This window comes from Rhizobium sp. JAB6 (assembly GCF_003024605.1).
Classification (GTDB): Bacteria; Pseudomonadota; Alphaproteobacteria; order Rhizobiales; family Rhizobiaceae; genus Rhizobium.
Map to the genome: position 1 here is coordinate 460,896 of NZ_PYJQ01000001.1, position 26,821 is coordinate 487,716.

At 57.6% G+C, this 26,821-nt stretch carries 24 protein-coding genes; 13 read left to right on the forward strand and 11 right to left on the reverse strand.

The window, feature by feature from the left end; translation table 11 throughout:
* The first annotated feature begins 135 nt into the window (after nucleotides 1-135).
* Nucleotides 136-1,176, forward strand: coding sequence for a dihydroorotase (gene pyrC, locus C7U61_RS02315; protein ID WP_106996513.1), 1,041 nt, complete (start codon nucleotides 136-138; stop codon nucleotides 1,174-1,176).
* Between the two features lie 188 nt (nucleotides 1,177-1,364).
* Complete coding sequence (locus tag C7U61_RS02320) at nucleotides 1,365-2,516, forward strand: GGDEF domain-containing protein (protein WP_106996909.1); 1,152 nt, start codon at nucleotides 1,365-1,367, stop codon at nucleotides 2,514-2,516.
* Between the two features lie 40 nt (nucleotides 2,517-2,556).
* On the opposite strand, the gene C7U61_RS02325 is transcribed toward C7U61_RS02320, so the two are convergent.
* Nucleotides 2,557-3,036, reverse strand: a complete 480-nt coding sequence (locus C7U61_RS02325; RefSeq protein ID WP_106996514.1) for an anthrone oxygenase family protein — start codon at nucleotides 3,034-3,036, stop codon at nucleotides 2,557-2,559.
* A gap of 265 nt (nucleotides 3,037-3,301) precedes the next feature.
* Here C7U61_RS02325 and C7U61_RS02330 point away from each other — a divergent pair, with 265 nt between their 5' ends.
* The 3 genes from C7U61_RS02330 to C7U61_RS02340 all read left to right on the forward strand — a co-directional run bounded on the left by C7U61_RS02330 (nucleotide 3,302) and on the right by C7U61_RS02340 (nucleotide 5,780).
* Nucleotides 3,302-3,952: a TetR/AcrR family transcriptional regulator gene (locus C7U61_RS02330; protein WP_106996515.1), complete on the forward strand. Its 651-nt coding sequence runs from the start codon at nucleotides 3,302-3,304 to the stop codon at nucleotides 3,950-3,952.
* Between the two features lie 126 nt (nucleotides 3,953-4,078).
* Nucleotides 4,079-4,777, forward strand: a complete 699-nt coding sequence (locus C7U61_RS02335) for an orotate phosphoribosyltransferase (protein WP_106996516.1) — start codon at nucleotides 4,079-4,081, stop codon at nucleotides 4,775-4,777.
* 76 nt (nucleotides 4,778-4,853) lie between these two features.
* Entirely contained in the window at nucleotides 4,854-5,780 is a 927-nt protein-coding gene (locus C7U61_RS02340; protein WP_106996517.1) for a carbohydrate kinase, read from the forward strand.
* An 82-nt stretch (nucleotides 5,781-5,862) separates the two neighbouring features.
* Here C7U61_RS02340 and pgi read toward each other — a convergent pair whose 3' ends face one another.
* Nucleotides 5,863-7,488, reverse strand: coding sequence for a glucose-6-phosphate isomerase (gene pgi / locus C7U61_RS02345; RefSeq protein WP_106996518.1), 1,626 nt, complete (start codon nucleotides 7,486-7,488; stop codon nucleotides 5,863-5,865).
* Nucleotides 7,489-7,662: 174 nt separating this feature from the next.
* Nucleotides 7,663-9,360, reverse strand: coding sequence for a long-chain fatty acid--CoA ligase (locus C7U61_RS02350; RefSeq protein WP_106996519.1), 1,698 nt, complete (start codon nucleotides 9,358-9,360; stop codon nucleotides 7,663-7,665).
* A 348-nt stretch (nucleotides 9,361-9,708) separates the two neighbouring features.
* On the opposite strand from C7U61_RS02350, the gene C7U61_RS02355 reads away from it, so the two are divergent.
* Nucleotides 9,709-10,101 (forward strand): PRC-barrel domain-containing protein, encoded by a 393-nt coding sequence (locus C7U61_RS02355; RefSeq protein ID WP_106996520.1) that lies wholly within the window; start codon nucleotides 9,709-9,711, stop codon nucleotides 10,099-10,101.
* A gap of 57 nt (nucleotides 10,102-10,158) precedes the next feature.
* On the opposite strand, the gene C7U61_RS02360 is transcribed toward C7U61_RS02355, so the two are convergent.
* Nucleotides 10,159-10,554, reverse strand: a complete 396-nt coding sequence (locus C7U61_RS02360) for a VOC family protein (RefSeq protein ID WP_106996521.1) — start codon at nucleotides 10,552-10,554, stop codon at nucleotides 10,159-10,161.
* Between the two features lie 178 nt (nucleotides 10,555-10,732).
* On the opposite strand from C7U61_RS02360, the gene C7U61_RS02365 reads away from it, so the two are divergent.
* Nucleotides 10,733-11,116, forward strand: a complete 384-nt coding sequence (locus C7U61_RS02365; RefSeq protein WP_106996522.1) for a YciI family protein — start codon at nucleotides 10,733-10,735, stop codon at nucleotides 11,114-11,116.
* A 27-nt stretch (nucleotides 11,117-11,143) separates the two neighbouring features.
* Here C7U61_RS02365 and C7U61_RS02370 read toward each other — a convergent pair whose 3' ends face one another.
* The 4 genes from C7U61_RS02370 to C7U61_RS02385 all read right to left on the reverse strand — a co-directional run bounded on the left by C7U61_RS02370 (nucleotide 11,144) and on the right by C7U61_RS02385 (nucleotide 15,141).
* Nucleotides 11,144-11,893, reverse strand: coding sequence for an ABC transporter permease (locus C7U61_RS02370; protein ID WP_106996523.1), 750 nt, complete (start codon nucleotides 11,891-11,893; stop codon nucleotides 11,144-11,146).
* On the reverse strand, nucleotides 11,890-12,837 hold the full coding sequence (locus C7U61_RS02375) for an ABC transporter ATP-binding protein (protein ID WP_106996524.1): 948 nt from the start codon (nucleotides 12,835-12,837) through the stop codon (nucleotides 11,890-11,892). The genes C7U61_RS02370 and C7U61_RS02375 overlap by 4 nt, the downstream gene beginning before the upstream one ends.
* Nucleotides 12,834-14,000, reverse strand: a complete 1,167-nt coding sequence (locus C7U61_RS02380; RefSeq protein ID WP_106996525.1) for an ABC transporter permease — start codon at nucleotides 13,998-14,000, stop codon at nucleotides 12,834-12,836. The genes C7U61_RS02375 and C7U61_RS02380 overlap by 4 nt, the downstream gene beginning before the upstream one ends.
* Before the next feature lie 232 nt (nucleotides 14,001-14,232).
* The gene (locus C7U61_RS02385; RefSeq protein WP_106996526.1) at nucleotides 14,233-15,141 is read right to left on the reverse strand and encodes an ABC transporter substrate-binding protein; all 909 of its coding nucleotides are present in this window, start codon (nucleotides 15,139-15,141) and stop codon (nucleotides 14,233-14,235) included.
* A gap of 446 nt (nucleotides 15,142-15,587) precedes the next feature.
* Between C7U61_RS02385 and C7U61_RS02390 the strand changes: the two genes are divergently transcribed.
* The 3 genes from C7U61_RS02390 to C7U61_RS02395 all read left to right on the forward strand — a co-directional run bounded on the left by C7U61_RS02390 (nucleotide 15,588) and on the right by C7U61_RS02395 (nucleotide 17,771).
* A complete protein-coding gene (locus tag C7U61_RS02390; RefSeq protein ID WP_106996910.1) occupies nucleotides 15,588-16,814 on the forward strand; it encodes a LysR family transcriptional regulator in 1,227 nt (408 codons plus the stop codon).
* A gap of 166 nt (nucleotides 16,815-16,980) precedes the next feature.
* Nucleotides 16,981-17,139 carry a hypothetical protein gene (locus tag C7U61_RS19430; protein WP_162703228.1) on the forward strand — a complete coding sequence of 53 codons (159 nt, stop codon included), beginning with the start codon at nucleotides 16,981-16,983 and terminating at the stop codon, nucleotides 17,137-17,139.
* Nucleotides 17,140-17,393: 254 nt separating this feature from the next.
* Nucleotides 17,394-17,771, forward strand: a complete 378-nt coding sequence (locus tag C7U61_RS02395; RefSeq protein WP_210202917.1) for a hypothetical protein — start codon at nucleotides 17,394-17,396, stop codon at nucleotides 17,769-17,771.
* Between the two features lie 76 nt (nucleotides 17,772-17,847).
* On the opposite strand, the gene C7U61_RS02400 is transcribed toward C7U61_RS02395, so the two are convergent.
* Both C7U61_RS02400 and C7U61_RS02405 read right to left on the reverse strand, forming a co-directional pair.
* On the reverse strand, nucleotides 17,848-18,147 hold the full coding sequence (locus C7U61_RS02400; RefSeq protein WP_106996911.1) for a putative quinol monooxygenase: 300 nt from the start codon (nucleotides 18,145-18,147) through the stop codon (nucleotides 17,848-17,850).
* A gap of 147 nt (nucleotides 18,148-18,294) precedes the next feature.
* On the reverse strand, nucleotides 18,295-19,173 hold the full coding sequence (locus C7U61_RS02405) for a glycosyltransferase (RefSeq protein ID WP_106996527.1): 879 nt from the start codon (nucleotides 19,171-19,173) through the stop codon (nucleotides 18,295-18,297).
* Between the two features lie 702 nt (nucleotides 19,174-19,875).
* Between C7U61_RS02405 and C7U61_RS02410 the strand changes: the two genes are divergently transcribed.
* From C7U61_RS02410 to C7U61_RS02425, 3 genes are all read left to right on the forward strand, one after another.
* Nucleotides 19,876-21,192: a site-specific integrase gene (locus C7U61_RS02410; protein WP_181315770.1), complete on the forward strand. Its 1,317-nt coding sequence runs from the start codon at nucleotides 19,876-19,878 to the stop codon at nucleotides 21,190-21,192.
* A gap of 986 nt (nucleotides 21,193-22,178) precedes the next feature.
* The gene (locus C7U61_RS02420; protein WP_106996530.1) at nucleotides 22,179-22,541 is read left to right on the forward strand and encodes a hypothetical protein; all 363 of its coding nucleotides are present in this window, start codon (nucleotides 22,179-22,181) and stop codon (nucleotides 22,539-22,541) included.
* Between the two features lie 660 nt (nucleotides 22,542-23,201).
* Nucleotides 23,202-25,961, forward strand: a complete 2,760-nt coding sequence (locus tag C7U61_RS02425) for a PriCT-2 domain-containing protein (RefSeq protein WP_106996531.1) — start codon at nucleotides 23,202-23,204, stop codon at nucleotides 25,959-25,961.
* 120 nt (nucleotides 25,962-26,081) lie between these two features.
* Here the strand turns inward: C7U61_RS02425 and istB are convergent, their stop codons facing one another.
* Complete coding sequence (gene istB, locus C7U61_RS02430) at nucleotides 26,082-26,819, reverse strand: IS21-like element helper ATPase IstB (protein ID WP_106996532.1); 738 nt, start codon at nucleotides 26,817-26,819, stop codon at nucleotides 26,082-26,084.
* Between the last annotated feature and the right edge of the window lie 2 nt (nucleotides 26,820-26,821).

A 26,821-nucleotide genomic window follows, 5' to 3' on the forward strand; every position in this document is an offset into this window, starting at 1 on the left:
CCTCATTTAAGCGCCGTCGCGGATTGTTTTGCGAGGGCGGATGGTGCTATCGAAGCGCGATAGCAAAGTGCGATCCCGAAAAGCCGGAGGCAGCCTTCGGGAAAGATCGCGCTCATATTTCCAGAGGTCGCGCCCATGCAAAAGCTCACCATCCGCCGTCCTGACGACTGGCATCTGCATCTGCGGGATGGAGCCATGCTGGAAGGCGTGATCGCTGATACTTCCAGGCACTTCGCCCGCGCCATCATCATGCCCAATCTCGTGCCGCCGGTCGTAACGACGGCCGATGCGGCTGCCTATCGCGAGCGCATTCTGAAGGCGTTGCCGGCGGGTGATCGCTTCCAGCCGCTGATGACGCTCTATCTCACCGAGCACACCAGCGCCGACGATGTCGAAGAGGGCAAGAAGAGCGGCCTCATCACCGCCGTCAAGCTCTATCCGGCGGGTGCGACGACCAACTCGCATGGCGGCGTTCGCGATCTGGACAAGGCAATGCCGGTGCTGGAGCGCATGGCGAAGATCGGCCTGCCGCTTTGCGTTCATGGCGAGGTGACGACGCCCGAGGTGGATATCTTCGATCGCGAGGCCGTGTTCATTGAAACCGTGCTCGATCCGTTGCGCCGGCGCCTGTCGGAGTTGAAGGTCACGATGGAGCATGTGACCACCTCGGACGGCGTGGACTACATCAAGTCGGCGAAGGCAAACCTCGCCGGCTCCATCACGACGCATCATCTGATCATCAACCGCAATGCGATCCTCGTGGGCGGCATTCGCCCGCATTATTACTGCCTGCCGGTCGCCAAGCGCGAAAGCCATCGTCTGGCCCTGCGCGCGGCCGCCACTAGCGGCGATGCAAGGTTCTTCCTCGGCACGGATTCGGCTCCCCATGTCGATCCGCTGAAGGAATGCGCCTGCGGCTGCGCCGGCATTTACACGTCGATCAACACCATGAGCTGCCTTGCCCATGTTTTCGAACAGGATAGCGCACTGGACAGGCTTGAGGCCTTTGCTTCGTTGAATGGCCCGGCATGGTATGGATTGCCTGTCAATGAGGATAGCATCACGCTGGTCCGCCGCGACCATGCCGTGACTTTCCCGTCCAAGATCGAGACCGGAGCTGGCCCGGTCACCGTTTTCGACCCCATGTTCCCATTGCATTGGGACGTCGAGATTTAGTCAAGCTATACATAAGTAAATTAATATATAAAAGCCGTATTGCAATCCGTAAGTGTTTGCCGCACCATGAACGTATATTTTGTTGAAATATATCTTCTTTATTATTTGCTGTAACCAATTTTATACCTCTGCGGGTGCAGTGTTCGGTCGACACCTTGCGGTGGAAATCAAGCCGTCGAAAGAGCATGATGCTGGTCGATTACAATTCCCTGCTTCTCGCCCTCGGCGTTTCCGCATCGTGCCTTGCGGTCACATTGGTCGGAAGCTGGTTTTCGCGTCGGCCCGATACCTTCCTCCTGACGTGTTCTGCCGGCCTCGTGCCCATCGTCGGCGGCATTTTCCTCTATGGCGCCTATGTCGACCATCCCAAGCCGATTTTTGCCATTTTGACTTTCGTCTTATTCTTCCTCGGCTTCGCGACGATCTGGGTGGCTGGTCATCAGTTTCGCACGGGTCGCCTTTCCAGGATCCGCTTTGCCCTCGGTTGCCTGCCGGGCATGACGGCATCGATCGGATCGATGCTTGCAGGCTATGACGGACTGGCATTCATTGCCGATAACCTTGTGATCTGCGTGCTCCTGCTTCTGACGGCCCGCGAATATTGGCTCAGCCGGCGCGAGGCACCGACGCCGCTCTATGGCATTACGGCGCTTTACACGCTGACGGCTATTTCCTTTGCCTTATGTGCGGCCGTGCTGATCGTTGATGGCAAGCTCGTGCTCGGTCACGCGCCGGATAACTGGGCGGAGGATGTCAGCCTCGCTATCTGTATTGCCGGAATGACCGGGATCGGAGCACTCTCGCTTGCTTTGCATCAATGGCGCCAGGCCGCATTGCACCGTCAGGAGGCGATCACAGACGCCCTGACCGGGCTGCTCAACCGTCGTGCATTGTTCGATCTCTACGGCCGCCGCTCCTTCGGTCCGTCAATGGCCGTCGTCATCTTCGACATCGATCGCTTCAAGGCGATCAACGATCAGCATGGCCATGCTGCCGGCGATCTTGTGCTCAAGCTTTTCGCGAAGGAGCTCTCCTTCGGCTTGCGCTCTTCCGACACCGTGGCTCGTCTCGGCGGCGAGGAGTTCGCGCTCGTGCTCGACAATATGTTGCCGGGTCGTGCCGAGCAGGTGGCCGAGCGGGTGCGCGATTCCTTTGCAGCGCGGGCAATCAGCATCGAAGGCAAATCCTTAGCCTGCACCGTCAGTGCCGGTGTTGCGACCGGTACCGCCAAGGGGCTCGGCTTCGACGACGTATTACGTGCCGCCGACAAGGCGCTCTACGAAGCAAAGCGAAACGGCCGCAATCGTGTCGAGGTCGCGGTCTATCTGCGGGCCGTCTAGGCGGTCGTTTTGGCTGGGCGTCCAACTATTCCCGAAACTTTCAGAACAGCGCCTTCACGAAAGCGCATGCGGCGAGTAGCGAGGCGACCGTGCGCACATGGTTCCAGCGCGTCCAGTCGACGAGATAGGTCGACCAAAGCTGCGCCGACTCGGCCGAATGGCCATCCACTTTATCGAGTGCGTCGTTCAGGGGCACATTAAAGATCATGGTCGAAAGCAGGCTGGCGACAATGTAGAGCGCTGCGCCCGCCAGCATCAGAACGCTGGTGCCGCCCCGCCAGTAAAGAATGGCCATCACGGCGACGAAGATCGACAGCGCTGCCGTCAGCAGGAACAGCACGATGAAGGGTGAGCGCACGATCGTCGTGTTGATCGATTGCATCGCTGCAATCCCCTGATCGGAGGGAAGGCGGGCGAAAGCCTGCATGATGAAGGTCGAGAAGGCGAAATAGACGCCGGCAAGAAGGCCGCTGCTGAGCGCGGCGACGATGATAGCGATATTCGTGATCGGAAAGGTCATGACTGAGCACTCCAGAGGCCGGTTGCGGCGATTTGTCGGCATAAGGGGAAAAGTCTTTCGGCTAGCTGCCAAAGATTGGATGGAATGTCGTTCAGCGCGGCCGTCTTTTGTGGCAATCCGGGCCGCCGATTTCCCCACTCACTGATGACGACAATCGTCGAGATAAGCATTTCAGGCTCCCAGGCTAAAATGTGATAAATTCTCGCATTTGTAAATGTGATAAACTCTCTTATATTGCCTGTCAACAGTCACGGGCGGGAATGAGATGACGCAGGAACCAATCACGAGACGCAGGCGCAGCAAGGACGAGGCCGGTACCCCGCGCCGCATACCCAGCCAGCAGCGCGGCCGCGAGCGCGTAGATCTGATCCTTTCAGTGGCATCCGAGCTGATTGCGAGGAATGGCAGCGATGCGCTGCGCATGGGTGAGATCGTCGAAAAGGCAGGCGTTTCCTTCGGTTCGCTCTACCAATATTTCCCCGACAAGACGGCGATCATCCGCGTGCTGGCCGAGCGCTTCAACGAGCAGGGTCGGCAATGTGTCGAAGATGAGCTGGCGGCGATCGAAAGCCGTGATCAGCTCCAGTCCGCTCTCGGCCGCATTGTCGATGGCTACTACACCATGTTTCTGGAAGAGCCGGTTATGCGCGACATTTGGCATGCCACTCATACGGACAAGCTGCTGCAGCAGGTCGATGCGGAAGACATGGAGTGGCATTCGCAGGCATTTCTGACCGTCCTGAAACGCCTATGGCCGGAGCGCGACGATACCGAACTTGCAAGAACAGCCCGATTGACCATGCAGCTCGTCGCGGCCGCGGTGCGCTATGCGATTTCGATCGAAAGAGAAGAGGGCGACAAGGTCATCGGGCTGTTCAAGACCATGCTCCCTGCCGATCTCGGAGTTCTGCGCTGATTGCTTCCAGTCGCCTCTGCAGAGAGCGGCGGAGAGGATATCCGTAAAAGCTTCCGTGCGTCTGGAAACTCGGGCCGCTTGCTGCTATTGCCGCTGGAACATTAGCGCTCGCGAAGGAGGCCCCGCATGACCCAGATGATATTCACCGATCGTACCGTCATGGCCGAGCTGATGGCCAGGATGCTCTGGGAGATCAAGGCGGTCCACTTCAATGCCGACAAGCCCTATAAGTTCGCCTCCGGCATGGCGAGCCCCGTCTATATCGATTGCCGCAAGCTGATCTCCTATCCGCGCATCCGCGCGACGGTCATGGATTTCGCCGCCAGCATCATCGTGCGCAATGTCGGTTTCGAGCAATTCGACTGCGTCGCCGGCGGTGAAACGGCGGGCATCCCCTTCGCCGCTTTTCTGGCCGAGCGCCTGAACCTGCCGATGATCTATGTACGCAAGCAGCCGAAGGGCCATGGACGCAATGCCCAGATCGAAGGTGACATGAAGGAGGGCGCCCGCGTGCTCGTCATCGAGGATCTGACGACGGCCGGCGGCAGCATGTTTACCTTCATCGATGCCATTCGCGCGGCCGGCGGCATCGTCGATCATGGCATGGCGCTGTTCTACTACGGTATTTTCTCCGAGGCGGTGGAACGCTTTGCCAACCGGAAGGTGAGCCTGCATCACATCACGACCTGGCGCGAGGTGCTCGCCGTCGCCAAGGAGCAGAAGCTGTTCGACCATAAGACGCTGGAGGAGGTCGAGGCCTTTCTCAATGCGCCGCTCGCCTGGTCCGGCCGGAACGGCGGTATTTCGGAGCTGCCCACAAACTGACGCTTTGCTTTTGCACTGAATCTATCTAATCGATTTATGTAATGGACACGATGGACGCGCTCTTTGGGAGGCCGGAATGATTTTGTGCTGTGGCGAAGCTTTGATCGACATGCTGCCGCGGGATACGACGCTGGGTGAAAAGGGCTTTGCCCCCTATGCCGGCGGCGCCATCTTCAATACCGCGATCGCCCTTGGTCGTCTCGGCATTCCCACGGGCTTCTTCACCGGCATTGCCGATGACATGATGGGCGAAATCCTGCGCGACACGCTCTCGGCCTCCAAGGTCGATTTCAGCTATTGCGCCATCACGCCTCGTCCGAGCACGATCGCATTCGTCAAGCTCGCCAACGGCCAGGCGACCTACGCCTTCTACGACGAAGGCACGGCTGGCCGCATGATTACCGAGGCCGATCTGCCGGCGCTTGGGGATGATTGCGAAGCTCTGCATTTTGGTGCGATCAGCCTGATCCCCGATCCCTGCGGCGCGACCTACGAGGCGCTGATGAAGCGTGAGCATCAGAGCCGCGTGATCTCGCTCGACCCGAACATCCGCCCAGGCTTCATCAAGGACAAGGCAGCGCATATGGGCCGCATCGGCCGGATGGCGGCCATGTCCGACATTCTCAAATTCTCCGATGAGGATCTGGAATGGTTTGGCATCTCCGGCAATCACGATGAGCTGGCCGCCCATTGGCTGAACCAGGGCGCCAAGCTTGTCGTCGTCACCAAGGGTGCGGAAGGCGCAACCGGCTATACCAAATCGCTCAAGGTCTCTGTGCCGAGCGAGCGCGTCACCGTCGTCGATACGGTCGGCGCGGGCGACACCTTCGATGCCGGCATTCTGGCATCGCTGAAGATGAACAACCTCCTGACCAAGGCGCAGGTGGCGTCGCTGAACGAGAAGGCGCTGCAGGATGCGCTGGCTCTGGGCGCCAAGGCCGCGGCGGTGACGGTGTCGCGCGCTGGCGCAAATCCGCCCTGGGCGCATGAGATCGGGCTCTGACCGCGATCGGCTTTCAAAGCTACCAATAGAAGAGCCCGCCTGATGCTTCAGGCGGGCTCTTTTGTTTTCCCGATGAGGAGATTTACTTCGCCCGGCTTGCGAGCGCAGCCACCAGCCCCTGCGTCGAAGAATCGTGGCCGGCGGCGCTTTCCTTGCCTTCGATGACCGGCAGCAGGCCCGTTGCCAGTTCCTTGCCGAGCTCGACGCCCCACTGGTCGAAGGAGTTGATGCGGAAGAGCACGCCTTCGACGAAGACGCGATGCTCGTAGAGCGCGATCAGCCGGCCGAGCGCGTAAGGCGTCAGCTTGTCATAGACGAAAGTGATCGACGGACGGTTGCCGGTGAAGACGCGGTGCGGCGCGATGAAATCGGCTTGTCTGTCGTCCATGCCTTTGGAAGTGAGCTGTGCCTTGGCTTCCTCGAAGGTGCGGCCCTTCATCAGTGCTTCCGACTGCGCCAGGCAATTGGCCATCAAAAGCTGGTGCTGGTGGCGCAGCTCCGGCTCGAAGCCGTTGGCGGCGATCATGAATTCGGCCGGGATGATGCTCGTGCCCTGGTGGATGAGCTGGTAGAAGGCGTGCTGGCCGTTGGTGCCGGGCTCGCCCCAGACGACCGGGCCGGAATTGCCTTCGACCGGTGTGCCGTCGACGGTGACGCCCTTGCCGTTCGATTCCATATCCAGCTGCTGCAGATAGGCCGGGAAGCGTGAGAGGCGCTGGTCATAGGGCAGGATCGCGCGCGTCGGATAGTCGAGCACGTTGCGGTGATAAAAGCCGATGAGGCCAAGCAGCATCGGCAGGTTTTCCTTGAAGGGCGCCTGACGGAAATGATTGTCCATCGCATGCGCGCCATCGAGGAACTTGCCGAAGTTTTCAGGGCCGATCGCGATCATCAGCGGCAGGCCGATGGCAGACCAGATCGAATAGCGGCCGCCGACCCAATCCCAGAAGCCGAAGACGCGCTCGCTGTCGATGCCGAAGGCGGCGACCTTGTCGAGCGCCGTCGACACGGCGGCGAAGTGATGCTGCACGGCAGCTTCGCCGAGCGCATCGGCGATGAACTTGCGCGCCGTCTGGGCATTGGTCATCGTCTCGATGGTCGTGAAGGTCTTCGAGGCGACGATGAAGAGCGTCGTTTCCGGCTTAACGAGCTTCAGGATATCGGCGATATGCGCGCCGTCGATATTCGAGATGAAGTGCGAGCGCGGGCCGTCGTGGTAGGGGGCGAGCGCCAGCGTCGCCATGACCGGACCGAGATCCGAGCCGCCGATGCCGATGTTGATGACATCGGTGATCGCCTTGCCCGTCGAGCCCTTCAGCGCACCCGAGCGGATGCCGTCGGCAAACTTGCCCATGGCGGCGAGAACGGCATTGACATCAGGCATGACGTCTTTGCCGTCGACGAGTACGGGCTTGTTCGAGCGGTTGCGCAGCGCTGTGTGCAGCACGGCGCGATTTTCAGTGAAGTTGATGGCGACGCCGGAGAACATTTCTTCGCGCTTGGCGGCAACGCCACCCTCGGCTGCAAGCTTCTCGAGAAGGGCGAGGATATCGTCGTTGACGGCCGTCTTGGAGTAATCCATCAGCAGGTCGTCGAACGAGGCGCTGAAGCGGGAAAAGCGTTTCGGATCGGCAGCGAAGGCGGCGCGAATATCCGTGGCCTTCGTTGCCGATGCGGTGCTCTTCAGTTGATCGACGAGGGCGTTCATGGGAGGCTCCTTGCGGGTTCGCGCTGCTGGCCGTAAAACCGGGCCAAGCGCTTCTAGTTTGGTCGCGAAAACTATTCCCTATGTAGGGCGTAAATCAAGTTCACCTATTGCCCAAAACGAAAAAACCGCTCGTGAAACAAGCACGAGCGGCCTCCTGAATGACACGGAATTATGTCAGCCGCGCAACTCCTTGCGCAGGATCTTGCCGACATTCGATTTCGGCAGTTCGCTGCGGAATTCGATGAAGCGCGGGCGCTTGTAATTGGTTAGATTTTCAGCGAAATGAGCCTTGACGTCGGCCTCGGTCAAAGCCGGGTCTTTCTTGACGATGAAGAGCTTCACCGCCTCGCCGGAATGTGGATCGGGCACGCCGATTGCCGCCGCCTCCAGGACGCCCGGATGCATGGCGGCGACTTCCTCGATTTCGTTCGGATAGACGTTGAAGCCCGAGACCAGGATCATGTCCTTCTTGCGGTCGACGATCTTGGTATAGCCGCGCTCGTCCATGAAGCCCATGTCGCCGCTGCGGAAGAAGCCGTCGGGCGTCATCACGCGCGCGGTTTCGGCCGGCTGCTTCCAGTAGCCCGCCATCACCTGCGGGCCGCGGATGCAGATTTCGCCCACTTCGCCGAGCGGGAGCGAATTGCCGTTCTCGTCGCGAATGTCGAAATCGGTTCCCGTGATCGGCAGACCGATGGTGCCGGTGAATTCCGGGCTGTCGAAACGATTGGCGCTTGCGACCGGCGACGTTTCGGAGAGGCCATAACCTTCGGTGATCCAGGCCCCCGTCATCTTCTGCCATCGTTCGGCGACGGGCCGCTGCACCGCCATGCCGCCGGCAAGCGTTGCGGTATTCGAGAGGTCGAGCTTGGCGAAATCCGGATTGTTCATCAGCGCGTTGAACAGCGTGTTCAGGCCGGGGAACATGTCGAACTTGTATTTGCCGAGCTCCTTGATGAAGGCCGGTATGTCGCGCGGATTGGCGATCAGCACATTATGGCCGCCGAGCGACATGCCCATCAGCGAATTCACCGTCAGCGCGAAGATATGATAGAGCGGCAGCGCGCAGACGAAGGTCAGCTGCTCCGGGCGCGGCTTGTTGATATAGGCGGATTGGAGCCAGAGCAGCAATTGCAGCTGGTTGGCGAGCAGATTGGAATGCGTGAGGATCGCGCCCTTGGCGACGCCGGTCGTACCGCCGGTATATTGCAGGAAGGCGATGTCGCTGCCGGTGAGCTCCGATAACTTCAATGGCAGGCGCGAGCCTTCGGCAATCACGCTCTTGAAACTGCGATGGCCCGGGATGGACCAGGCCGGTACGAGCTTCTTCACCTTGCGGACGATCAGGTTGACGATATGGCCTTTGACGCCCAGCATGTCGCCAAGCGCGGTCACGACGACATGGCGCACACCCGTATGGGCCAGAACCTGCTCGACAGTATGGGCGAAGTTTTCCAGAACGAAGATCGCCTTGGCGCCGCAATCGCGCAGCTGATGTTCGAGCTCGCGCGGCGTATAGAGCGGGTTGACGTTGACGACGACGAGCCCGGCGCGAAGAACGCCGTAAACCGCGATCGGATTTTGCAGCACGTTCGGCATCATGACGGCAACGCGATCGCCCTTCTGCAGGCCGAGGCTCTGCAGCCAAGCGGCAATCTTGCGCGTCTGCAAGTCGAGATCGCGATAGGTGATGGATTTGCCCATGCTGGTGAAGGCGGGCCTCTCGGCATAGCGCGCGCAGCTTTCCTCCAGCAATTCGGCGAGCGAGGCATGCTCCAGCGGCGGCAGCTCCGCCGGTACGATATCCGGATAAGAAGCGAGCCATATTTTCTCGACCTGCGGTCTATCCGAAGGAGCGGAGACTGAATTCATGCGCATTTCCTCCTCTACGCACCATCACCACGCCCCGCCGTCATATGCGGCGGCTCTGCAGAGTGTCATTGGACGATCAAAAAGTCTCCCGCTTTTCGCATCGCCGCAGCGTTGCTCTCAATTAAATAATTAGAGCACGACGGAAGCTATAATAACCTTGACGTAAACGTCAATATTTGTTGCGCGCTCACGTTTTTTTACAATCCTTTAAAAAAGTACTGGAACTTTTATGACAACGGAGCGTTAATAGCGCCGTGGGTCCAAACCCATCGGAGCATCGTGCTGTCTCAAAGAGCAGATCGGACGCTCCATAGTTTATGTGACGCGTATCCAAAAGGAGGTGCGCATATGCATAAAGAGAGTGCCGATTTCTCGGGTCATGACCTTTATATCAAGGACATGTCGATGCTGGTTGCCTGCGACCGCGTCGAAGGGTCCAGGGTCTACGGCTCGGACGGCAAGCAGATTGGTCATATCGAGCGGCTGATGATGGAAAAAAGTGATGGGCGCATCGCTTTCGTCATTCTGAGCTTCGGCGGTTTCTTCGGCATCGGCCAGGAGCATTACCGGCTGCCGTGGGAGAAGCTGCGCTACGATGCCCGCATTGACGGCTATCGCGTCAGCATGACCAAGAACGACATCGAAAAGGCGTGCCGCTTCGCTGCCAAGGACGATCACGATCTTAAGAATCATGGCCGCAAGAGCCATGATTACTTCGGCGTGCCTCCGTATTGGATGTGAGCGCGCTGGCGAAACTGCTAGCTGCCCCGCCGATGCGGGGCTGGCGCCGTGTTTGGGCTATTTGTACCGCCCAAGCCTTTGCACAACCTCGATCTTGTAACCATCGGGGTCGGTGACGAAGAACAGCAATGCAAAAAGCTTCCCATCACGATTGAGTTCGATGATCTTGCCGGGATTGAGCCCGAGCTGGGCCATGCGCGCATGCTCGTCCCTCAATTCCGCAACGGAGACTGCGAGGTGGCCGTAGGCGTCCCCTTGTGCATAAGGGTCGATGCGGCCCTGGTTGATGGTCAATTCGAGTTCGAACTCCGTCTCGGCATTGCTGAGATAGACGAGCGTGAAGGTATCGAAGGCAATCCGGTCGGCCACCTTCAGGCCGAAAGCCTTGTCGTAGAATTCTACCGAGCGCGCCTCGTCCAGCACGCGAATCATAGAGTGAATCATCTTGGCCATCGGCGTCTCTCCGTAAATCGTCGGGCATGCCATTGCAGCCAATGCCATCGGCAGCCAGTGAAGGCAAGTATGGGGAAACTCGCCATATCTCCAATCGAGCATAGATCCAGGGTTCCCGGATGGCGATCGGTCTGCTTAACTGCCCGGCGCTCAGGCATATGTCGCAAGGGGGGAAGTCATGTACTACGTCATTCTGGCCTATCATGAGGAAGACATCGTCGAATCCTGGAGCAGGCAGGAGGACGCCGCGCTCATGAAGGAGCTTTTGGAGATCAATGACCGCATGGTCGCGCAGAAATCGCTGGGCCCCGCCGCGCGTCTGGGCTCGACACGGAATGCCGTCACCTTGCGGGGGCCAGGCGCGGGAACGGTGATCGATGGACCGTTTGCAGAAACCAAGGAGCAGTTGCTCGGTTTCTATGTCGTCGATTTTCCGACGATAGAGGGGGCGGTGGAGGCTGCGCGCGAATTGCGCCGCGCCAATCCGACCGCTGTCTACGAAATCAGGCCGGTCTCGCTTTACCTGCCCGGTGCATGCTTGCCATCAGGCGGAGGCAACTGATCGCGCAGGCTGTGATCGACGCTGACCTCAATGAGGTTGAAGGCCGATCCTGCTCGTGACCGACCGCTCGATCATCTCCATGCCGTCATAGATCAGCACCGCCATCAGGCCGACGATCAGGCCGCCCTGGAGGATGAAGGCGGTGTTGTCGTTGATGAGACCCGCGATGATAACCTCGCCGAGCCCTTTGGCGGCGACGGTGGAGCCGATCGTTGCCGTGCCGATATTGATCACGGTTGCGATCTTCAGCCCTTCGATGATGAGGGGGAGGGCAAGCGGCAGCTCGACGCGGAAGAGCCGCTGCCAGCCGTTCATGCCCATGCCGTCGGCGGCATCGAGCACGGAGGCTGGCACCTGCTGCAGGCCGGCGACCGTGTTCTCGAAGATCGGCAGCAGCGCGTAGAGAAACAGCGCGATGAATGTCGGGACGGCGCCGAAGCCGGTGGTCGAGATCGCAAGCGCCAGCACGGCAACGGGCGGGAAGGTTTGTCCGGCATTGGCGATCGCCCGCGACAGCGGCAGGAAGTCGGCGCCGATCGGCCGCGTCACGAAGATGCCGCCGAGAACGGCCAGGACGCCGCTTGCCGCGATCGAAACCAGGATCAGCTCGAGATGGCTGAGCGCCAGGCTCGGCAGGCTATTCTGCGTATAGATCGGCGACGCTCCGAATTTGGTCAGCGGCGCCAGAACAGGCATCAGCCATTCCGGACGGAACAGCATGACAAGCAGCAAGGCCAGCGCCAGGAGACGGAAGAGATTGGCGGCGAGAAATCTCATGCTTTGCGGCCCAGTTCGATCAGGTGCTGGATCGAGATCGAGCCGACAGGCACCTTGCGCTCATCCTCGACGGTCGCCTCATCCGCGCCCTGCCAGATCAATTCGGCCAAAGCATCGCGCAGATTGAGCGTCTGCGGCAGGCGGTGACCGAGGCCGGGCCGCGGCGGCTGCATGCTGTCCTTCAGCGGCAGCAGCGACATCAGCTTCAAGGCGCGGTCGGATGTGCCGGTCAGCTGCTGCACGAAAGGATCGGCAGGCTCCGTCAGGATCTTTTCGGGCTCGGAGCATTGCAAAAGCTTGCCGCCGCTCATGACGGCGATCTTGTCGCCGAGATGGAAGGCTTCGTCCATGTCGTGGGTGACGAGGACGATGGTCGTACCGAACTGCTTCTGAATGGCGAGCAGATCGTCCTGTGCCTTGCCGCGGATGACCGGATCGAGCGCGCCGAAGGGCTCGTCCATCAAAAGCAGCTCCGGCTCCGCTGCCAGCGCGCGGGCGACGCCGACGCGCTGCTGTTGGCCGCCGGAAAGCTGGCTCGGATATTTGTCTGCAAAGGTGCCGGGGTCCAGACGGAAGAGATTGAGCAGTTCCTCGACGCGCCGGTCGGTGCGCGCCTTGTCCCAGCCGAGCAGCTCGGGAACGGTGGCGATATTCTGGGCGACGGTGCGATGCGGAAACAGGCCGTGCCCCTGGATGGCATAGCCGATGCGGCGGCGAAGCTCCGTCGCGGGTACGGTCATGACATCCTCGCCGCCGACGGAAATATGTCCCTCCGTAATCGGCACCAGCCGGTTGATCATCCGCATCAAGGTCGACTTGCCCGAGCCGGAGGTGCCGACGATGACGGTGATCGTGCCCTTTTCCATGCTCATGCTGACATTATCGACGACGGTCGCGCTGCCGTAGCGCTTGGTGACGCCCTTGAGCTCGATCATGTTGGTCATGTGCGGTGTCCCCGGATGCTGTCGATGACCGCATCGAGGATGACGGCCGATGAAAAGGCGAGAAAGACCGTCGGCACGGCGCCGAGCAGCACGAGATCATTGGCCGTCTGGCCGATGCCCTGGAAGATGAAGAGGCCGAAGCCGCCGCCGCCGATCAATGCTGCTACGGTGACGAGGCCGATCGCCTGCACCAATACGATGCGGATACCGGTCAGGATGACAGGAAAGGCGAGCGGCAGGTCGATGCCGGTCAGGATCTGCCGGCGCGTCAGCCCCATGCCGGCGGCGGCATCGCGCACGGAAGGGTCGACGCCGGCAAGGCCGACGACGGTATTGGCAACGATCGGCAGCAGCGAGTAGATGACAAGCGCCACCAGCGCCGGCGCCACGCCGATACCCTGGATACCGATCGCGGCGGCGAAGGGCACATGGGCGGCGATATAGCCGAGCGGCAGCATGAGAATGCCGAACAGCGCCAGGCTCGGAATGGTCTGCACCAGGCTCAGCGCCCGCAGCACGACGGCGCGGATGCGCGGCTGCCAATAGCAGAATATGCCGAGCGGCAGCGCAAGCACGATGGCGATGGCGACGGAGCCGAGGGAAAGGAAGACGTGACGCAGCGCTTCGTGCCAGAACTTGTCGGCATTGTTGGCGTATTCCTTCATGATCGAGAGATTGTCGAGCAGGCCGGAGCGCAGGACGAGAACGAGCAGCACGGCATAAACAGCAAGAGCCGCCACCCGCAGCCAGGGTGTCAGCCGCAGCTTCACCAACGCGTCCGAAATCATCAACCCGACGACCCCGAGCAGCACCCAGAAGGAGCCGCCGGGCGTAATTCGTGCCACAGTGCTGCCTACCGGCGTCGCGGCGGTCGAGACGAGGCCAAGGGTAACGATAAGTGCGGCGATCGCAAGCGTCGCCATGCCGAGGCGAATGAGCTGGTTGCGGAAGAAAAGGGCGGCAAGCGCCGCCGCAGCGAGAAGGACGATCAGCACCAATGCCGCCGGCTGGGCAATGAGCTGCGTCAGCAGTTGCGGCTTGCCTGCGGCGATACGGTTTGCCTTGACGATGATGAACGGCATCCATGCCATTGCCAGCGCGCCGCCGGCCACCAATACCACTCCGAGACGGTCCACTCTGCGGACCGCTAGCGCATCTTCCATCAGGCAAGCTCCGTCAGCGCATGAGCCCAAAATTCAAGGCGGGTTCGGACAAGATCATGCCCATTCGAATGTCCGCGGCTCCACTTTATCAAAATGGAGTCCCTGGCGCGGATGATTTTAGGTCTGTTAGACCTAAAATCTGAATCCGCTCCGGAACTAGCGGAGTGGAGCATGATGTCGTTCGAAAACCGTTCACACTTTTCGGCATCATACTCCGGAGCAGCGTCAAAGCTTACTTCAGGAAACCATTGTCCTTGAGGTAGGATTCGGCAACAGCCTTAGCCGGCTCGCCATCGACCTGGATGCGGCCGTTGAGCTTGCGCAGTACGTCAGCGGTCAGCCCCTTGAAGATCGGCGCCAGGACTTCTTCGATCTTCGGATTGGCCTTGAGGACGGCCTCACGGATGATCGGCGTCGGCGCATAGACCGGCTGTACGCTCTTGTCGTCGTCAAGGACGGTCAGTTCGGCAGCTTCGATGGCGCCGTCGGTGCCGTAGACCATCGCGGTGTTGACGCCATTGGTCTGGTCGGCCGCGGCCTTGATCGTTGCCGCGGTATCGCCGCCCGAAAGCACGACTTCCTGATCCGGCTTCAGCTTGAAGCTATAGGTGGTCTCGAAGGCGGGTAGGGCCGCCGGCGAATTGACGAATTCGGAAGAGGCAGCGATCTTCACCGAGCCGCCGCCGGCAACCCACTTGCCGAAGTCTGACATGGTCTTCAGCTTGGCCGGGCCGGCCACATCGTTGCGCACGGCAATCGCCCAGGTATTGTTGGCGGGCGAAGGCGTCAGCCAGACGATCTTGTTGGCGTCATAGTCCAGTTTCTTGGCGAGGTCGTAACCCTGCTGCAGGTTCTTCCAGGCCGCATCGTCGGCCTTGTTGAAGAAGAAGCCTGCATTGCCGGTATATTCGGCGTAAATGTCGATTTCGCCCGACGTGATCGCCTTGCGCACGACGGGTGTCGTGCCGAGAGCGATGCGATCCTGCGCCTTGATTCCGTTGGCATTGAGTGCCGCGAGGATGATGTTGCCGAGGAGCGTGCCTTCGGTGTCGATCTTGGAGGAGACGACGACGTCGGCGGCGCTGGCACCGCTGGCAAGAAAAGCCGTCAGCGTGGCGGCAAGTGCAAGCTTCTTGAACATGATGTTTCCCTTTGTACCCCGTTAAATCGTTCTTCTGCTTGCCCGCGCCGCTTTGCAGGGCCACAGTCCGGACAGGCAGGCTTGGAATGGGCCGGCGGCCCACAACAGGCGAATTCGTGGCTGCTTCGGGTAAGTAGCGCTCATCGCGGAAAAAGCGATGCTCCCGGATTCCCGTTGCAGTCGCGCGATTATGGCGAGGGTACTCGACATTCGCGCGAAATTGGATTTCTTTTTTCGGGGGCAAGTGCGTTTGTTTTTGTTCCCCTGACCCGTTTGGCGCTGTTCCGATCTCATTTTCGCGGCCCGATCGGTAAGGCGCCAAAAAAACGATAGCCGGCGCCTTACGGCTTAGGGATATCTTTTTTTAAGAACACGACATATCGTCGGGATATTGTTGATCTTCTTGCGGCCGAGCCGGAATGCGCGCTGCGGATAAGGGGATGGGATTGTATCTCGGTGCTTTGTTCGTAGCCGACATGGTGTTCTCCATCGGCTCGGTGAGGGAAACTGCGCGACGGCTGTCCTTTTCGGCGTCGACCGTCTCCGGTGCGCTGCGCCGGCTCGAGACGGAACTTGCCATGAAGCTTGTCGAGCGCGCCTCCGGGGAGCTTGCAACCCTTCTGGCGAGCTCGAAGGTTCAGAAGGGGCTGCAACCTATTCTCGGCGGCATGCGCCAGCTTTCGACCCTGATGAAGGAACCGCCTTCTCGCGAGGACTATGACCAATGGGCCGCGCGCCTGCCATTGAAGATCGCCACCATCGAACGCTTCCTCGAGGTGGCCGACCAGGGCAGCATCAATCGCGCCGCCCGGCGCCTGCGTCTTGGCCAGCCGCAGCTCTCCCTACAGATCGCCAATCTGGAAGAGCTGTTCGGCTGCCGCCTGTTTGCCCGGCAGGCGCAGGGTTCGGTGCTGACGGAAGCCGGCCAGGAAGTTCATGCCATCCTCTCCGCCATCGCGCAGGCCTGGGACGAAATGAAGGCGGCGGCGGACGAGCGCTTTCAGCGCACCGCGCGAGCGGTTCGCATAGGCTCGATCATTCCAACCGGTTCGGAAAGCTGGGTTGCCCGCTCGCTGGCAAGCCTGGTGTCGCGCTGGAACATCGGCGGCAACCGCAACATGCTGTCGCTGCTGCTGATGACGGCCGACGATCTGCGCGAGGCGCTTCGCTCCGGCCGCATCGATGTTGCCATCGTCGATTCCGTGTTTGGTCTCGATGCTTTCGAACATATGGAGCTTCTCGCGACGGACATGGTGGCGATCGCGCCGCCTGATAGCACGGAGCAGACCTTCGCCGCGCTCGTGGAAAACCATCCGCTCTGCGTGCCGAGCCCGCGCACCGGCATCGGCAATGCCGCGACGGCCTTCGGCTATGACAGCCGCGACCGCCGGCGGTTTCGCGGACGCGACATCACCTCGGCCGACTCTCTGCCCGTCATCGTCGATCTCGTGGCCAATCATGGCTACGTCTCGTTCCTTGGCCGCGTCAGCGCGCTTCCGATCGCCGACAAGGTCCGCATCGTCGATCCGGATGAGGTTTTACCGCTGTCCTACCATCTCGCCCATAATGGCCGCAAAGCCTCGGTCGAAGCGTGCCGGCTGATCCTGGAGGCGGTTCGCGAACTGGTTGGAAACGTGGGGACAACGCCAAGACGCTCGTCGTCCCGCAGGTAGCGGAACCAAATGCGTTATCTTCGCGTTTAGCTGGGTTAGGTTAGTCCGGACGTACGCAGCCGGGGGGCTCGTTCGGCACCCAAGGAGAGACCATACATGAAAATTCTTACAACGGCGCTCGTCGCATTAGGCATCATCGTTCTACCCGCTACTTATGCCGAGGCGCGTGATCATCACCATCACCGCTGGCATCATTACCATCGTGACTATCGCCCCCATCATCATGGCTGGCATCGCCATGAAGGATGGCGGCATGGACATCGCCATCATCGCTGGCACAGCAAGCCGCATTTCTCGCATGCCTGATGGCGGCGGACGGCCATGAAAACGGCGCCTTCGGGCGCCGTTTTTGCAACTGCCGATCAACTGCATCCTTCTTCTTCCATTCTGACGATATCGATTGAAACGCACCGGCCGATGAGCGCGCCATCGCGATCATGCGGGACCTGCGCCGATGCCCCGAAACGACTGCCGCTCAGGGGATAGCGGAACTTTCGAAGGCGCTCTTGCGTTTATTATTCGTCCGGAGGACGCAAGTAATCCAGTAGCGTTTACGTCCGGCGTTCAAGGAGGCTGGAAATGAAAATTCTGGCAACGGCGCTGGTTGCGCTAGGTATGGCCGCGCTACCGGCAACTTATGCCGAGGCCCGTCCTCATCACCACGGGCACCACCATAGAGTGATCGTCCATCGGCACTATCATCACCACTATTATCGCCCATATGGCTATTACGCGCCGTACTATGGCTATGACCGGCCTTATTACGGCTATTACCAGCCCTACTATCCATTGGGTGTCTTCGGCGTTTTCGGCGGCTATGGCGGCTATCGCCATTATCACGGCTGGTATGGCGGGCGGGGATACCATCACGGCTGGTATGCCGGCGGCCACCGCGGGTGGCACGGCGGCGGCGGCCATTGGCGCTATTACAGCCAGCCGCACTTCTCGCATAATTGACGGCCAATCCTATGGCAGAACGGCGCCTTTTGGCGCCGTATCAGGATGAATGCATAAACTGTCGGGCAGTGCGGGCTCACGCGGGATTCAACACATGGACAGCGCGGCCGGCCATCAGATGCTTCACCTTTTCGCCGTAAGCGGCCATGTGCGCCGAAGCCGCATGAGCCTTAAGCGCCTGCATGCTTGCCCACTTTTCGACCACGACGAACGTATCAGGCCCAAAGGCCGGATCGGCCCCTTCGACATCCACGACGGCGGTATATTCGATGCATCCGTCTTCCGCATGAACGGCCGGAACATTCGCCTGGAAGGCTTCGAGCACCTCGGCGCGCTTGCCGGGCAGGGCGGTGAGGATGGCGAGAACGTGAATCATGGAAATGTCCTTGAAACGATAGACGATAGCAAATGAAGAACAACGGACGCCGCCGATGGCGCGGCCCGTTTCAATCTCTATCACGGAACGGAGCGATCCAAACGCCGAACTTCGTTTGGTTGGCCGTGCGGCGAGTCCGGCTCGGCCTCACATCCGGTTGATGTGCTTCGGATCCAGCGATCCGCTCAGCAGGTGGCCGAAAGCGATGAGATTGCCCTGCAGGCGGCCGCGACGGTCGATATAGGGCGGCGGGTTGAGTGAGCCGGCGAGATTTGAGGCGACGTTGCCGCCCATCAGCTTGAGCGCCCATTTCAGCGAAACGGAGCGTTTCTTGACGAGGTAAAGCGGATTGGCCACCTGGGAATAGCCGAAGCGCAGGCCCGAGGTACGACCGGCCTTGACGCCGAGATGGACGCCGCGCAGGCGATTGAACTTGACGATCTTGCCGAAAGGACGAAGCCGCCGGCACAGATCCACATCCTCCTGCCAGCCGTAGAGCGGCAGATCCTCGTCGAAATAGATACCATTTGCGAGCATCGCCTTCCGGCGGAAGATCATGTTGCAGCCATAGGCATTGTGCGTAGCCTCGATCACCGGCGCCGGAAAGGGCGTGGCGTCCGCTGCGAGCGCTCCGTCCGCTTCCTCCGCGGTCAACCCCGGCCCAAGAATACCGTCACGGACGACCTCACCGGTCGCCACGACGATGTCTTCATCCGCCTCGAACAGGGCTTCCGTCTCGGCGAGATAATTCGTTGCTGGGAAGAAATCGTCATCGAAGAAGACGATGACATCGGTGCCGACAGCCGCATCGATAATGGTATTGCGTTGCGGGCAGCTTCCCTGCGGCGAGGAGAGGATCGTCACCGGAAATGGCGCAGAGCTCAAGCGCGCCATGTCGATATCGTCATTCTTGGTCGGGCACAGGAAGAGATGATCCGGCCTGCGTGCCTGTGCGGCCAGCCGGTCGATCGTGGCGGCGAGGATCGCCTTGCGACCGCATGTTGCTATGCCAACGGCAATCTTCATGATGCATCCCCCCAAGAACATTGTCCCGAGATGGACGAAATCATCAAAATCTGAATCTTTAGTTGCAACAATCGCGTGCATTCAACGGATCGCGTGCAAACGCGCCTGATAGCTTTGGCTCAGCCGTAGAGCGAGCGGGCTTGCCGGGCGCGGGTATCCGAACGATTGAAAACACTCAGGAACGGGCAAAGAAAAATGGTGCCGCTTACGTGACTCGAACACGTGACCCCATCATTACGAATCCTAGACTCGGATGCAATCCTCGTAGCAGCTTCGCTCTGTTTTGGTTGTGACCAGACCTCTTGTCGCCCGACCCCCGAGTCCGCAATTAGCTTGAACCGACCCATTAGAACCGACCGATGCTTTCAGTTTCGCTCAAGTTCCTATCATCGTACAAGTGGATGGCTGGGCCGTATGCTTCATGCCATTGAACGTAGAGATTCGACAGAAAATCAAACGGTTAGATATTAACGGCTTCGGATATGTCCTCCGACATGGTTCACATACAGCGCCATGCACCATGAACTCCCAAAATTTCCTGCTTTCGCTCTTCTTCTGTCGCTTAAATTATTGATTTTATGTAATAAATTTCGAATTCAGGATTCACTTTGACCCTTGAATATGCTATCAGGGAGAGTCCACTTGGAGTCCGGCGAGTGGGTGCCACTCAGGCTATCTTTCTGGGTATTGTTGGGGTATCATATGGCCACATTTCATCTCACCTCGAAGTCGCTAATGCAACCCGTCAAGATCGCTGTCGCTGAGCAAAGATCATTACATATTTGGGACACGGAACTATCCGGTTTCGGCTGCTACATCTCTCCAAAGGGGAAGGTCAGCTGGCTTGTTCAACGATGGACAGGTGGCAGGGAAGGCGGGAAGGCAACAAGGCAAGTCATCGGCAAGGGTGATTTGATCGACCTACAGGAAGCCCGCAAGATTGCCAGACGTGTACTCCTCGATATCGATAGCGGAATTGATGTCGCAGAGAGAAAGCGTGAAGCTCGCAAGCCTAAGGTTCAGCAAACTGCCATTACCGTCTCTGAGGCTATTGGGAAGTTCTCCGATCTTTCTGCACCATGGAATTCCGGTAGGACGGAAACATACCTATTGGAACGTCAGCGGAGATTGTCGGTAGGGCTGGCTGAACATCTATCCAATCCTTTGCCCGGTCTTCAGAAGGCAGATATCAGGACAGCACTCGACAAGAAGGAAACTCAGAGTACCAAGCAAGCATTATACGCTGCACTGTCACCATTTCTGTCGTGGTCGCTTGAGCATGATCTGATCGAAACAAACCCTCTGGCGTCGATATCCGCTATCCAGCCTGTCGCTTCTCGTGAGCGTGTCCTTACCAAACTGGAAATCAAAGCCCTGTGGTCGGCTTCCTATCATATGCCTGATCGATGGGGCTCATTCTATCGGCTTCTTCTTTTGACCGGACAGCGAAGGGAAGAGGTTGCGGGGATGCACCTGTGCGAAATTGATTTCGATAAGTCCGAGTGGACGATTCCAGAGGAGCGAACAAAGAACGGTAAGACCCATATTGTCCACCTATCATCAACGGCATTGGCTGAAATCGGGCAAGCTCAAGGTTATGTGTTCCCGGCTGCTAGGATCAGGTTAACTTCAACGAAGTCGAAGACGAGTAAGGACCAGAAAACAGAGGCGCATATCTCCGGCTATTCGAAAATGAAGATCAAGCTAGATGGATATATGAAGAAAGAGCTTGCCAAGGAAGGGCACGAATTCAAGCCGTGGCGTGTTCATGATCTTCGAAGGACTATGGCGTCGGGACTTGCTGAAATCGGCGTCTTGCCCGAAGTGATCGAACGGGTACTCAACCATACTTCCGGTGCTACTGGTGGTTTGAAGGCCGTTTACCAGCGATATGAGTACCTGAAGGAACGGAAAGAAGCCCTTGAAGCATGGGCTAGCCGCGTGGGTGCCTTAGTCTCACAAGAAAAGCGCATATATTCCAATGAGTTACTGGAGGATGGGGTCTGTGTGGCGGAATGACTGGCTTGGCGTTGGGAGTGCCCGAGAGTCCTTGGAAAAAGTGTTAGATATTGTGTAATATTTTCAGTGACTTAAATTCCGATCCGTTTTAAACTTAGAATTAATTTCTAAATACTTGACAAAATCAAAAAAATATTAAATGGTATATGTGTAGAGTGAGTTGATTTTAGAACGATTTTGCGTCTGAAATCTCTCTTCTGGCCGAGAGTTTAATTTCTAAATACTCGGTAGATCATGCTGGCCATCCATCGCAGTGTTATTCGCGTCAGCCAGAGGACCGACCTATAGCGGTCCATTCAACCCCCAACCTATTATTAATGTGCGAAGCTCTTAAAGGAACTTCGTTCCGAATACTTTGAACGTTGCCCGCTCAGGGTCCCGTTCGTTTTTCTATCGGTTGAGAACCTACGAGGCTTCCAGCCGGCCAGTTCGAAAGGAACACATATGAACACAAAAATTAGCCACGTCGTCTACGGAGGGACACCAAATCCCCCGAGCAGTAACGCAGTGTCAATCGATGGCTCCATCACACATACCAAGTCATGGAGCTTGACCGACTATTTCCCCGAGAAAGCCGAAGACAAGATCAAGGTCCGCGATGTCGCCGACTACATGGAGGTCATTGTCAAGGATAAGAAGTCCGGTGAGCTGATCGACTGTGTAATCTCAAAGCCGAACGAACTAGGCCATTTCTATACGATTGGCTTTTCGAAATCCCGGCCCGAAGGTGCACGAGGTCCAGTCGGCAAGTTCGATACGCCGAAGGAATGCAGTGGAAGGTTTACTTCGATCCAAGAGGCACAACAAGTCCTACGGAATTGGATTGAGAACTCTACGTCTAGTGTCGAGTTATTTGATGTAGATCGAAAGTATAATAACATACGGTAATAAACTTAAAATATATAAGCACATATTTCTCAAAATCAGATAGGATCTAATGTAATGTTGAGATTTTATCCTATTATTATTCAATAAAGGAAAATATAATGGCAAAGATTAGTTGGACTAATATCGATCCGGCAATGAAGAAGAACTTCGACAAGGCAAGCGATGCTGAAAAGAACTACGTTAAACATGAGATTGGCAAGCTGGCGGAACAGATCAATGACAGCAATTTGTCTGAAGATGCACTGCGAATCCTGATTGGTAGATTGAAGAAATCCGAAAGTTCCGGCTCCGGCTCTGCGTCGAATACGAATGACCACCCTGAGTGGCGCAGAAAGCTTCCTGCCCATGTCCTCGAAGTCCTCGAAAAAGAGGAACGTCTTAGCGCTGAGTCTAAGAAATCGATTGAGGATCATTTGGGCAAAGTCTTCGGCCTGTCATCTGAGTCACCCTTCGATTTCTGACCGGATTCAACAATGAAGTTTGGGCAATCAATGACGCCCCGACAGATTGGGGCAACGAATGAAAATCTTACGATCACGGTCGCTGTTTCGAAAGACGATGCACACCCTAGGGCCGTTCTGTCATACGATGACTATCAGCATTTGGTTGAACTCGGGCTTTCTCCTAACTGGCATCTGTCTGGGGGGAATGTTTGCGGTTACGCTCTGAAGACTAACGGATACGTCAAAGTTCCGGTCGCTCGATTGCTGCTCAGAGCTAGGGCCGGTGAGAAAATCCGATACCATGACGGCAATCGTTTGAACCTACGTCGCGAGAACCTCACTCTGATTGACGGCTACAGCGTCGGAGATGCATCGAGTGCACCGTAGGTGCTGAGCTACTAATTAGGCGACGCTAGGGGAGCTTAATCCTCATATTGAGTCATGGAGGCTCGTACAGAGCGTTCGGTATGTTTTGGCTAGGTTGTAGCTGAAATGGTTGAATGACTCTGTACGGGCTTCTGTGAGTCAAACAGGGCCAACAGCAAGCTGTTAATACCATATTTAGTGCAACGAATTACTTAGGCCACAAGGAATAGCAAACGGAGTCGCCTTGAGCGTCTTCGATGCGAGACATGGGGTGTGCGCCACCTTTAACCCGAGCGCGGAATTTGAAACGAAATGGACAAGAAAGAGAATATTAGATTTCTGAAATACCTGACGCATAAGAATGACCGGGGCGATTATGTTCCTTCCCCGACGTATCTATTCCAACCGTACCCAGAGAAGGGCAAGGGCACAAGTTTATATGCCCCCGTATGGGGTTCTCTAGCTACCCGTCAATCCACTCTCGAAAAAGCACAAGATGAGTACTCGGCCATCGGTGTGACGGTCAATATCATTCCGGAAGGCATGGCTCGGAAAGATGAAAACGTAACCGGTTATCGTGCTGTCTGGCATGATGACGACGGCAAGGGGTTCAAAGGAGAGGTAGCCCTTGAGCCCACGCTTATTGTCGAGACATCTCCTGATCGATTTCATCGGTACTGGTTTATCGATAGATCAAAGGGCGACATAACGGCGGAGCAGTGGACCGGTATCATGGACGTCATGCATCAGGTCTACGGTTCTGACAAAGGCCATCCATGCCAAGCGATGAGGTTACCCGGTTCCTATCATCAAAAACTACGCCCCGAGGGCTCGCAAGGGGAAGGTGATCGCTGGACGGTCAAGATCGTTCAGGAGACCGGCTACCTGTACTCCGCTGCTGAGCTCATCGAAGCGTTCGGGACGATGGCGGAATGGGTCGATTTATTTGAGCAGCCGGGGGCGGATAAGGTCAAAATCCCTGTCGATTGGAAGCAAGATCGGGATCGGATAGTAAGGGCTTTGAAATACGTTCCTGCCGAAGATCGTTTGGATTGGTTCAAGATCGGCGGGGCGATCTACGACGCATGCGGGGGTGCAATCGAAGGATTTCGGATTTGGGATGATTGGTGCCAGACTTCCGAGAAACACGATCCCACTACTCAGCTTGAATATTGGAACAAGGAATTTCCCAAACGGGAGAATACTGCCAACAGGGCTGGCCTCGGGACGATCTTTCGAGATGCTATCGAGGCAGGTGCTAATCCGGATGAAGTCTACCTGTTGCAGAGTGAAGATGACTGGACCCCTCCGAGCGGGTTTGTCGATCTGACTTCAACGGCCGTGACGCTTGTCGATCCTTTCGCTAAGGACACAATCAATGCGCTCCGCGTGGTATTCGATAGCAGGAAACACTACCCGTCTGATGTGCAACTTCTTGGATTGGAGAATATTGCGACATCATTCGTCCATATGGCGGTCGGCGTTGCAGGACCGAGTTTCTTCCTGTCCTCACTACCTTGCGGAGTTGGCAAAACGACCACCGTTATTGAATCGACAAAACAGTTGATGAAGCGGCCTGACCTGTCTGGCGCTGGTGTGATTTATTTCCTTGCTCGCGTCGAGGAGATCAAAAACCTCGTTAGGGAAATGAACCTCAGCCCGGAGATGTATGCCGTTCTGGTCTCGAAGGGGAAGGCTGAAATTCTCACGAATGCCGGTGTTAGCCTAGGTAATCAGAATATCGACGAGGCTAGAATTCTCTTTACGACACAACAGCAGCTTGAAGTAAGAACGAAGGGCGGCGACAAATTTGAAGAGATCGACAGATTCTTTTATCGAGGCAAGCCGAGAAAGGTCCGGGTATGGGATGAGACGATCACTCCCTCGATGGCCCTTACGCTGGCAAGATCAAAACTTGGCGTGATCAGCACGAGGCTTTCGGATAACAAGCATCATGGATTGGCAGAAGAAATCCTGCAGTGGCAGACCACTTTAAAGGGTGCGAAGACGGGTGACGTCGTTTCGGTCCCAGAGGTTTCGTCTGTCGTTCTGGACCTTCAGGAATTTCGTGAGATGTTCGGAGAGGAGGACCGGACCAATGCAGAGGCGCTCTGGCGGCTATCTGGACGGCAGGCAAGGGTAAGGACCGAGAATAATCCGGGAGAGGCGTGGAGCGTTATTACGCTCGATTACCACGATAATCTTCCGAAGGACTTGGCTCCGATGCTGATCCTTGATGCGAGTGGTTCACTCAGGCAGACGTACCGGTTTTGGGCTGAGTACCGGCAGAGCTTGGGCGAGAGATTGGTATTTCTCGTGTCCCCCGAAAAGACGTACCGCAACCTGATAATTCACAGATGGGATGTTGCGGCGGGGAAAACGGCCAGCAGGGATCACAAACAAGCCCGTGATATTGCCGAAGCTGTCGCTAGGGAGGTCAGGACGCTACCGGCTGGCGAAAAGGTCCTTTTTGTCCACTTCAAACGTCAGAGGATCAAGGGAGGGTGGGGTCCGGATATGGAGCAATTGATACGCGACGAATTCGTATTCGACACAAAGACCGTGGACCGGCTAAATTTCCTGACGTGGGGTAATCATGCCGCGACAAATGATTATGCAGATGTAAAGAACGTCTTCCTGATCGGCGTTCTGCAATACAATGAGGCAGCATATGAAGCTGACGGCAGGGGGGCGAAGAAGATGGGGGTGACTGACGACTTCCTCGACACTGATCTGAATTCTATCCGCATGGGTGAGATCGGCCATAATATATTGCAGGCAGCTAATCGAGGGTCGATGAGGAAGAGCGTTGGAGACGACTGTCCGGAAGGCTGTCGGTTGTACATTATCGGCTCCGAGAACAAAGGGACTGGCTTCCCACGGCATGATCTTCGAAAGGTTTTCCCAGGGGCTGAGATTGTCGATTGGAACCCTATACCGAAGAAGTTGAGTAGGAAGGCGCAAGCGATTATTGAACAAGTAAAATACGCCTTACAGCACTTTGAATGGATTGATGCGAAGGCGATTTCGGACGATCTCGGAATGGATAAAGGGAACTTCTCAAGGTGCTGATTCCGATGAAGCCGCCCCTTTGTTCCGAGATGATTGCGCCCCTTGATTCCGGGATGATCTCGCCCCCTGTTTAGTGGGGTCTGCAGGCAGTGATTGTTGTCAGTTCATTTAGGCAGGGTGTCAAGCTTTTCGGGGCAGGTTTCGTCGTAGGCTTTCTCCGCTGAGTTCGATGCGGTGGGCGTTGTGGACGAGGCGATCCAGGATGGCGTCGGCGTAGGTGGGGTCCCCAATGACGCCATGCCAGGCGGATACGGGGAGCTGGCTGGTAATAATCGTCGATCGGCGGCCGTAGCGGTCCTCGAGGATTTCGAGAAGGTCGTGCCGCGCCTGTTCGTTGAGCGGTTCGAGGCCCCAATCATCGAGGATCAGGACCTGAACATGACCCAGTGTGCGTTGCAGCCGGGCATACCTGCCGTCGCCACGAGCGAGGGCAAGCTGGGCAAACAGTCTTGGGACACGTTGATAAAGAACGGATCGGTCGTCACGGCAAGCCTTGTGACCGAGAGCGCAGGCTAACCAGCTCTTTCCGACACCCGAGGGTCCGCAAATGGCCAGATTGTCATGAGCGTTGATCCAATCGCCACCGAGCAGCTTCATGAAGAGCGCGCGATCAAGGCCGCGCTCGCTGCGGTAATCGACGTCTTCCGGGGTCGCCTGGTGACGCAGCTTGGCGAACCTGAGGCGTGCGGCAAGCTTGCGATCGTAGCGGGAACTCCATTCCCGTTCGAGCAGCAGTCCGAGCCACTCGGCATGCGAGAGATGTTCGGCCTCGCCGTTGGCTACGAGTTCGCCGAAGGCTTTGGCCATGCCGGCCAAGCCCATGGCGTTCAGTCGATCAAGTGTTGGATGCGCAAGCATTC

Excerpts from the sequence above, each read along its gene's own strand:
- pyrC (WP_106996513.1), top strand. The coding sequence starts at position 136 with ATGCAAAAGCTCACCATCCGCCGTCCTGACGACTGGCATCTGCATCTG.
- C7U61_RS02320 (WP_106996909.1), top strand. The coding sequence starts at position 1,365 with ATGCTGGTCGATTACAATTCCCTGCTTCTCGCCCTCGGCGTTTCCGCA.
- C7U61_RS02325 (WP_106996514.1), bottom strand. The coding sequence starts at position 3,036 with ATGACCTTTCCGATCACGAATATCGCTATCATCGTCGCCGCGCTCAGC.
- C7U61_RS02330 (WP_106996515.1), top strand. The coding sequence starts at position 3,302 with ATGACGCAGGAACCAATCACGAGACGCAGGCGCAGCAAGGACGAGGCC.
- C7U61_RS02335 (WP_106996516.1), top strand. The coding sequence starts at position 4,079 with ATGACCCAGATGATATTCACCGATCGTACCGTCATGGCCGAGCTGATG.
- C7U61_RS02340 (WP_106996517.1), top strand. The coding sequence starts at position 4,854 with ATGATTTTGTGCTGTGGCGAAGCTTTGATCGACATGCTGCCGCGGGAT.
- pgi (WP_106996518.1), bottom strand. The coding sequence starts at position 7,488 with ATGAACGCCCTCGTCGATCAACTGAAGAGCACCGCATCGGCAACGAAG.
- C7U61_RS02350 (WP_106996519.1), bottom strand. The coding sequence starts at position 9,360 with ATGAATTCAGTCTCCGCTCCTTCGGATAGACCGCAGGTCGAGAAAATA.
- C7U61_RS02355 (WP_106996520.1), top strand. The coding sequence starts at position 9,709 with ATGCATAAAGAGAGTGCCGATTTCTCGGGTCATGACCTTTATATCAAG.
- C7U61_RS02360 (WP_106996521.1), bottom strand. The coding sequence starts at position 10,554 with ATGGCCAAGATGATTCACTCTATGATTCGCGTGCTGGACGAGGCGCGC.
- C7U61_RS02365 (WP_106996522.1), top strand. The coding sequence starts at position 10,733 with ATGTACTACGTCATTCTGGCCTATCATGAGGAAGACATCGTCGAATCC.
- C7U61_RS02370 (WP_106996523.1), bottom strand. The coding sequence starts at position 11,893 with ATGAGATTTCTCGCCGCCAATCTCTTCCGTCTCCTGGCGCTGGCCTTG.
- C7U61_RS02375 (WP_106996524.1), bottom strand. The coding sequence starts at position 12,837 with ATGACCAACATGATCGAGCTCAAGGGCGTCACCAAGCGCTACGGCAGC.
- C7U61_RS02380 (WP_106996525.1), bottom strand. The coding sequence starts at position 14,000 with ATGGAAGATGCGCTAGCGGTCCGCAGAGTGGACCGTCTCGGAGTGGTA.
- C7U61_RS02385 (WP_106996526.1), bottom strand. The coding sequence starts at position 15,141 with ATGTTCAAGAAGCTTGCACTTGCCGCCACGCTGACGGCTTTTCTTGCC.
- C7U61_RS02395 (WP_210202917.1), top strand. The coding sequence starts at position 17,394 with ATGAAAATTCTGGCAACGGCGCTGGTTGCGCTAGGTATGGCCGCGCTA.
- C7U61_RS02400 (WP_106996911.1), bottom strand. The coding sequence starts at position 18,147 with ATGATTCACGTTCTCGCCATCCTCACCGCCCTGCCCGGCAAGCGCGCC.
- C7U61_RS02405 (WP_106996527.1), bottom strand. The coding sequence starts at position 19,173 with ATGAAGATTGCCGTTGGCATAGCAACATGCGGTCGCAAGGCGATCCTC.
- C7U61_RS02410 (WP_181315770.1), top strand. The coding sequence starts at position 19,876 with ATGGCCACATTTCATCTCACCTCGAAGTCGCTAATGCAACCCGTCAAG.
- C7U61_RS02420 (WP_106996530.1), top strand. The coding sequence starts at position 22,179 with ATGGCAAAGATTAGTTGGACTAATATCGATCCGGCAATGAAGAAGAAC.
- C7U61_RS02425 (WP_106996531.1), top strand. The coding sequence starts at position 23,202 with ATGGACAAGAAAGAGAATATTAGATTTCTGAAATACCTGACGCATAAG.
- istB (WP_106996532.1), bottom strand. The coding sequence starts at position 26,819 with ATGCTTGCGCATCCAACACTTGATCGACTGAACGCCATGGGCTTGGCC.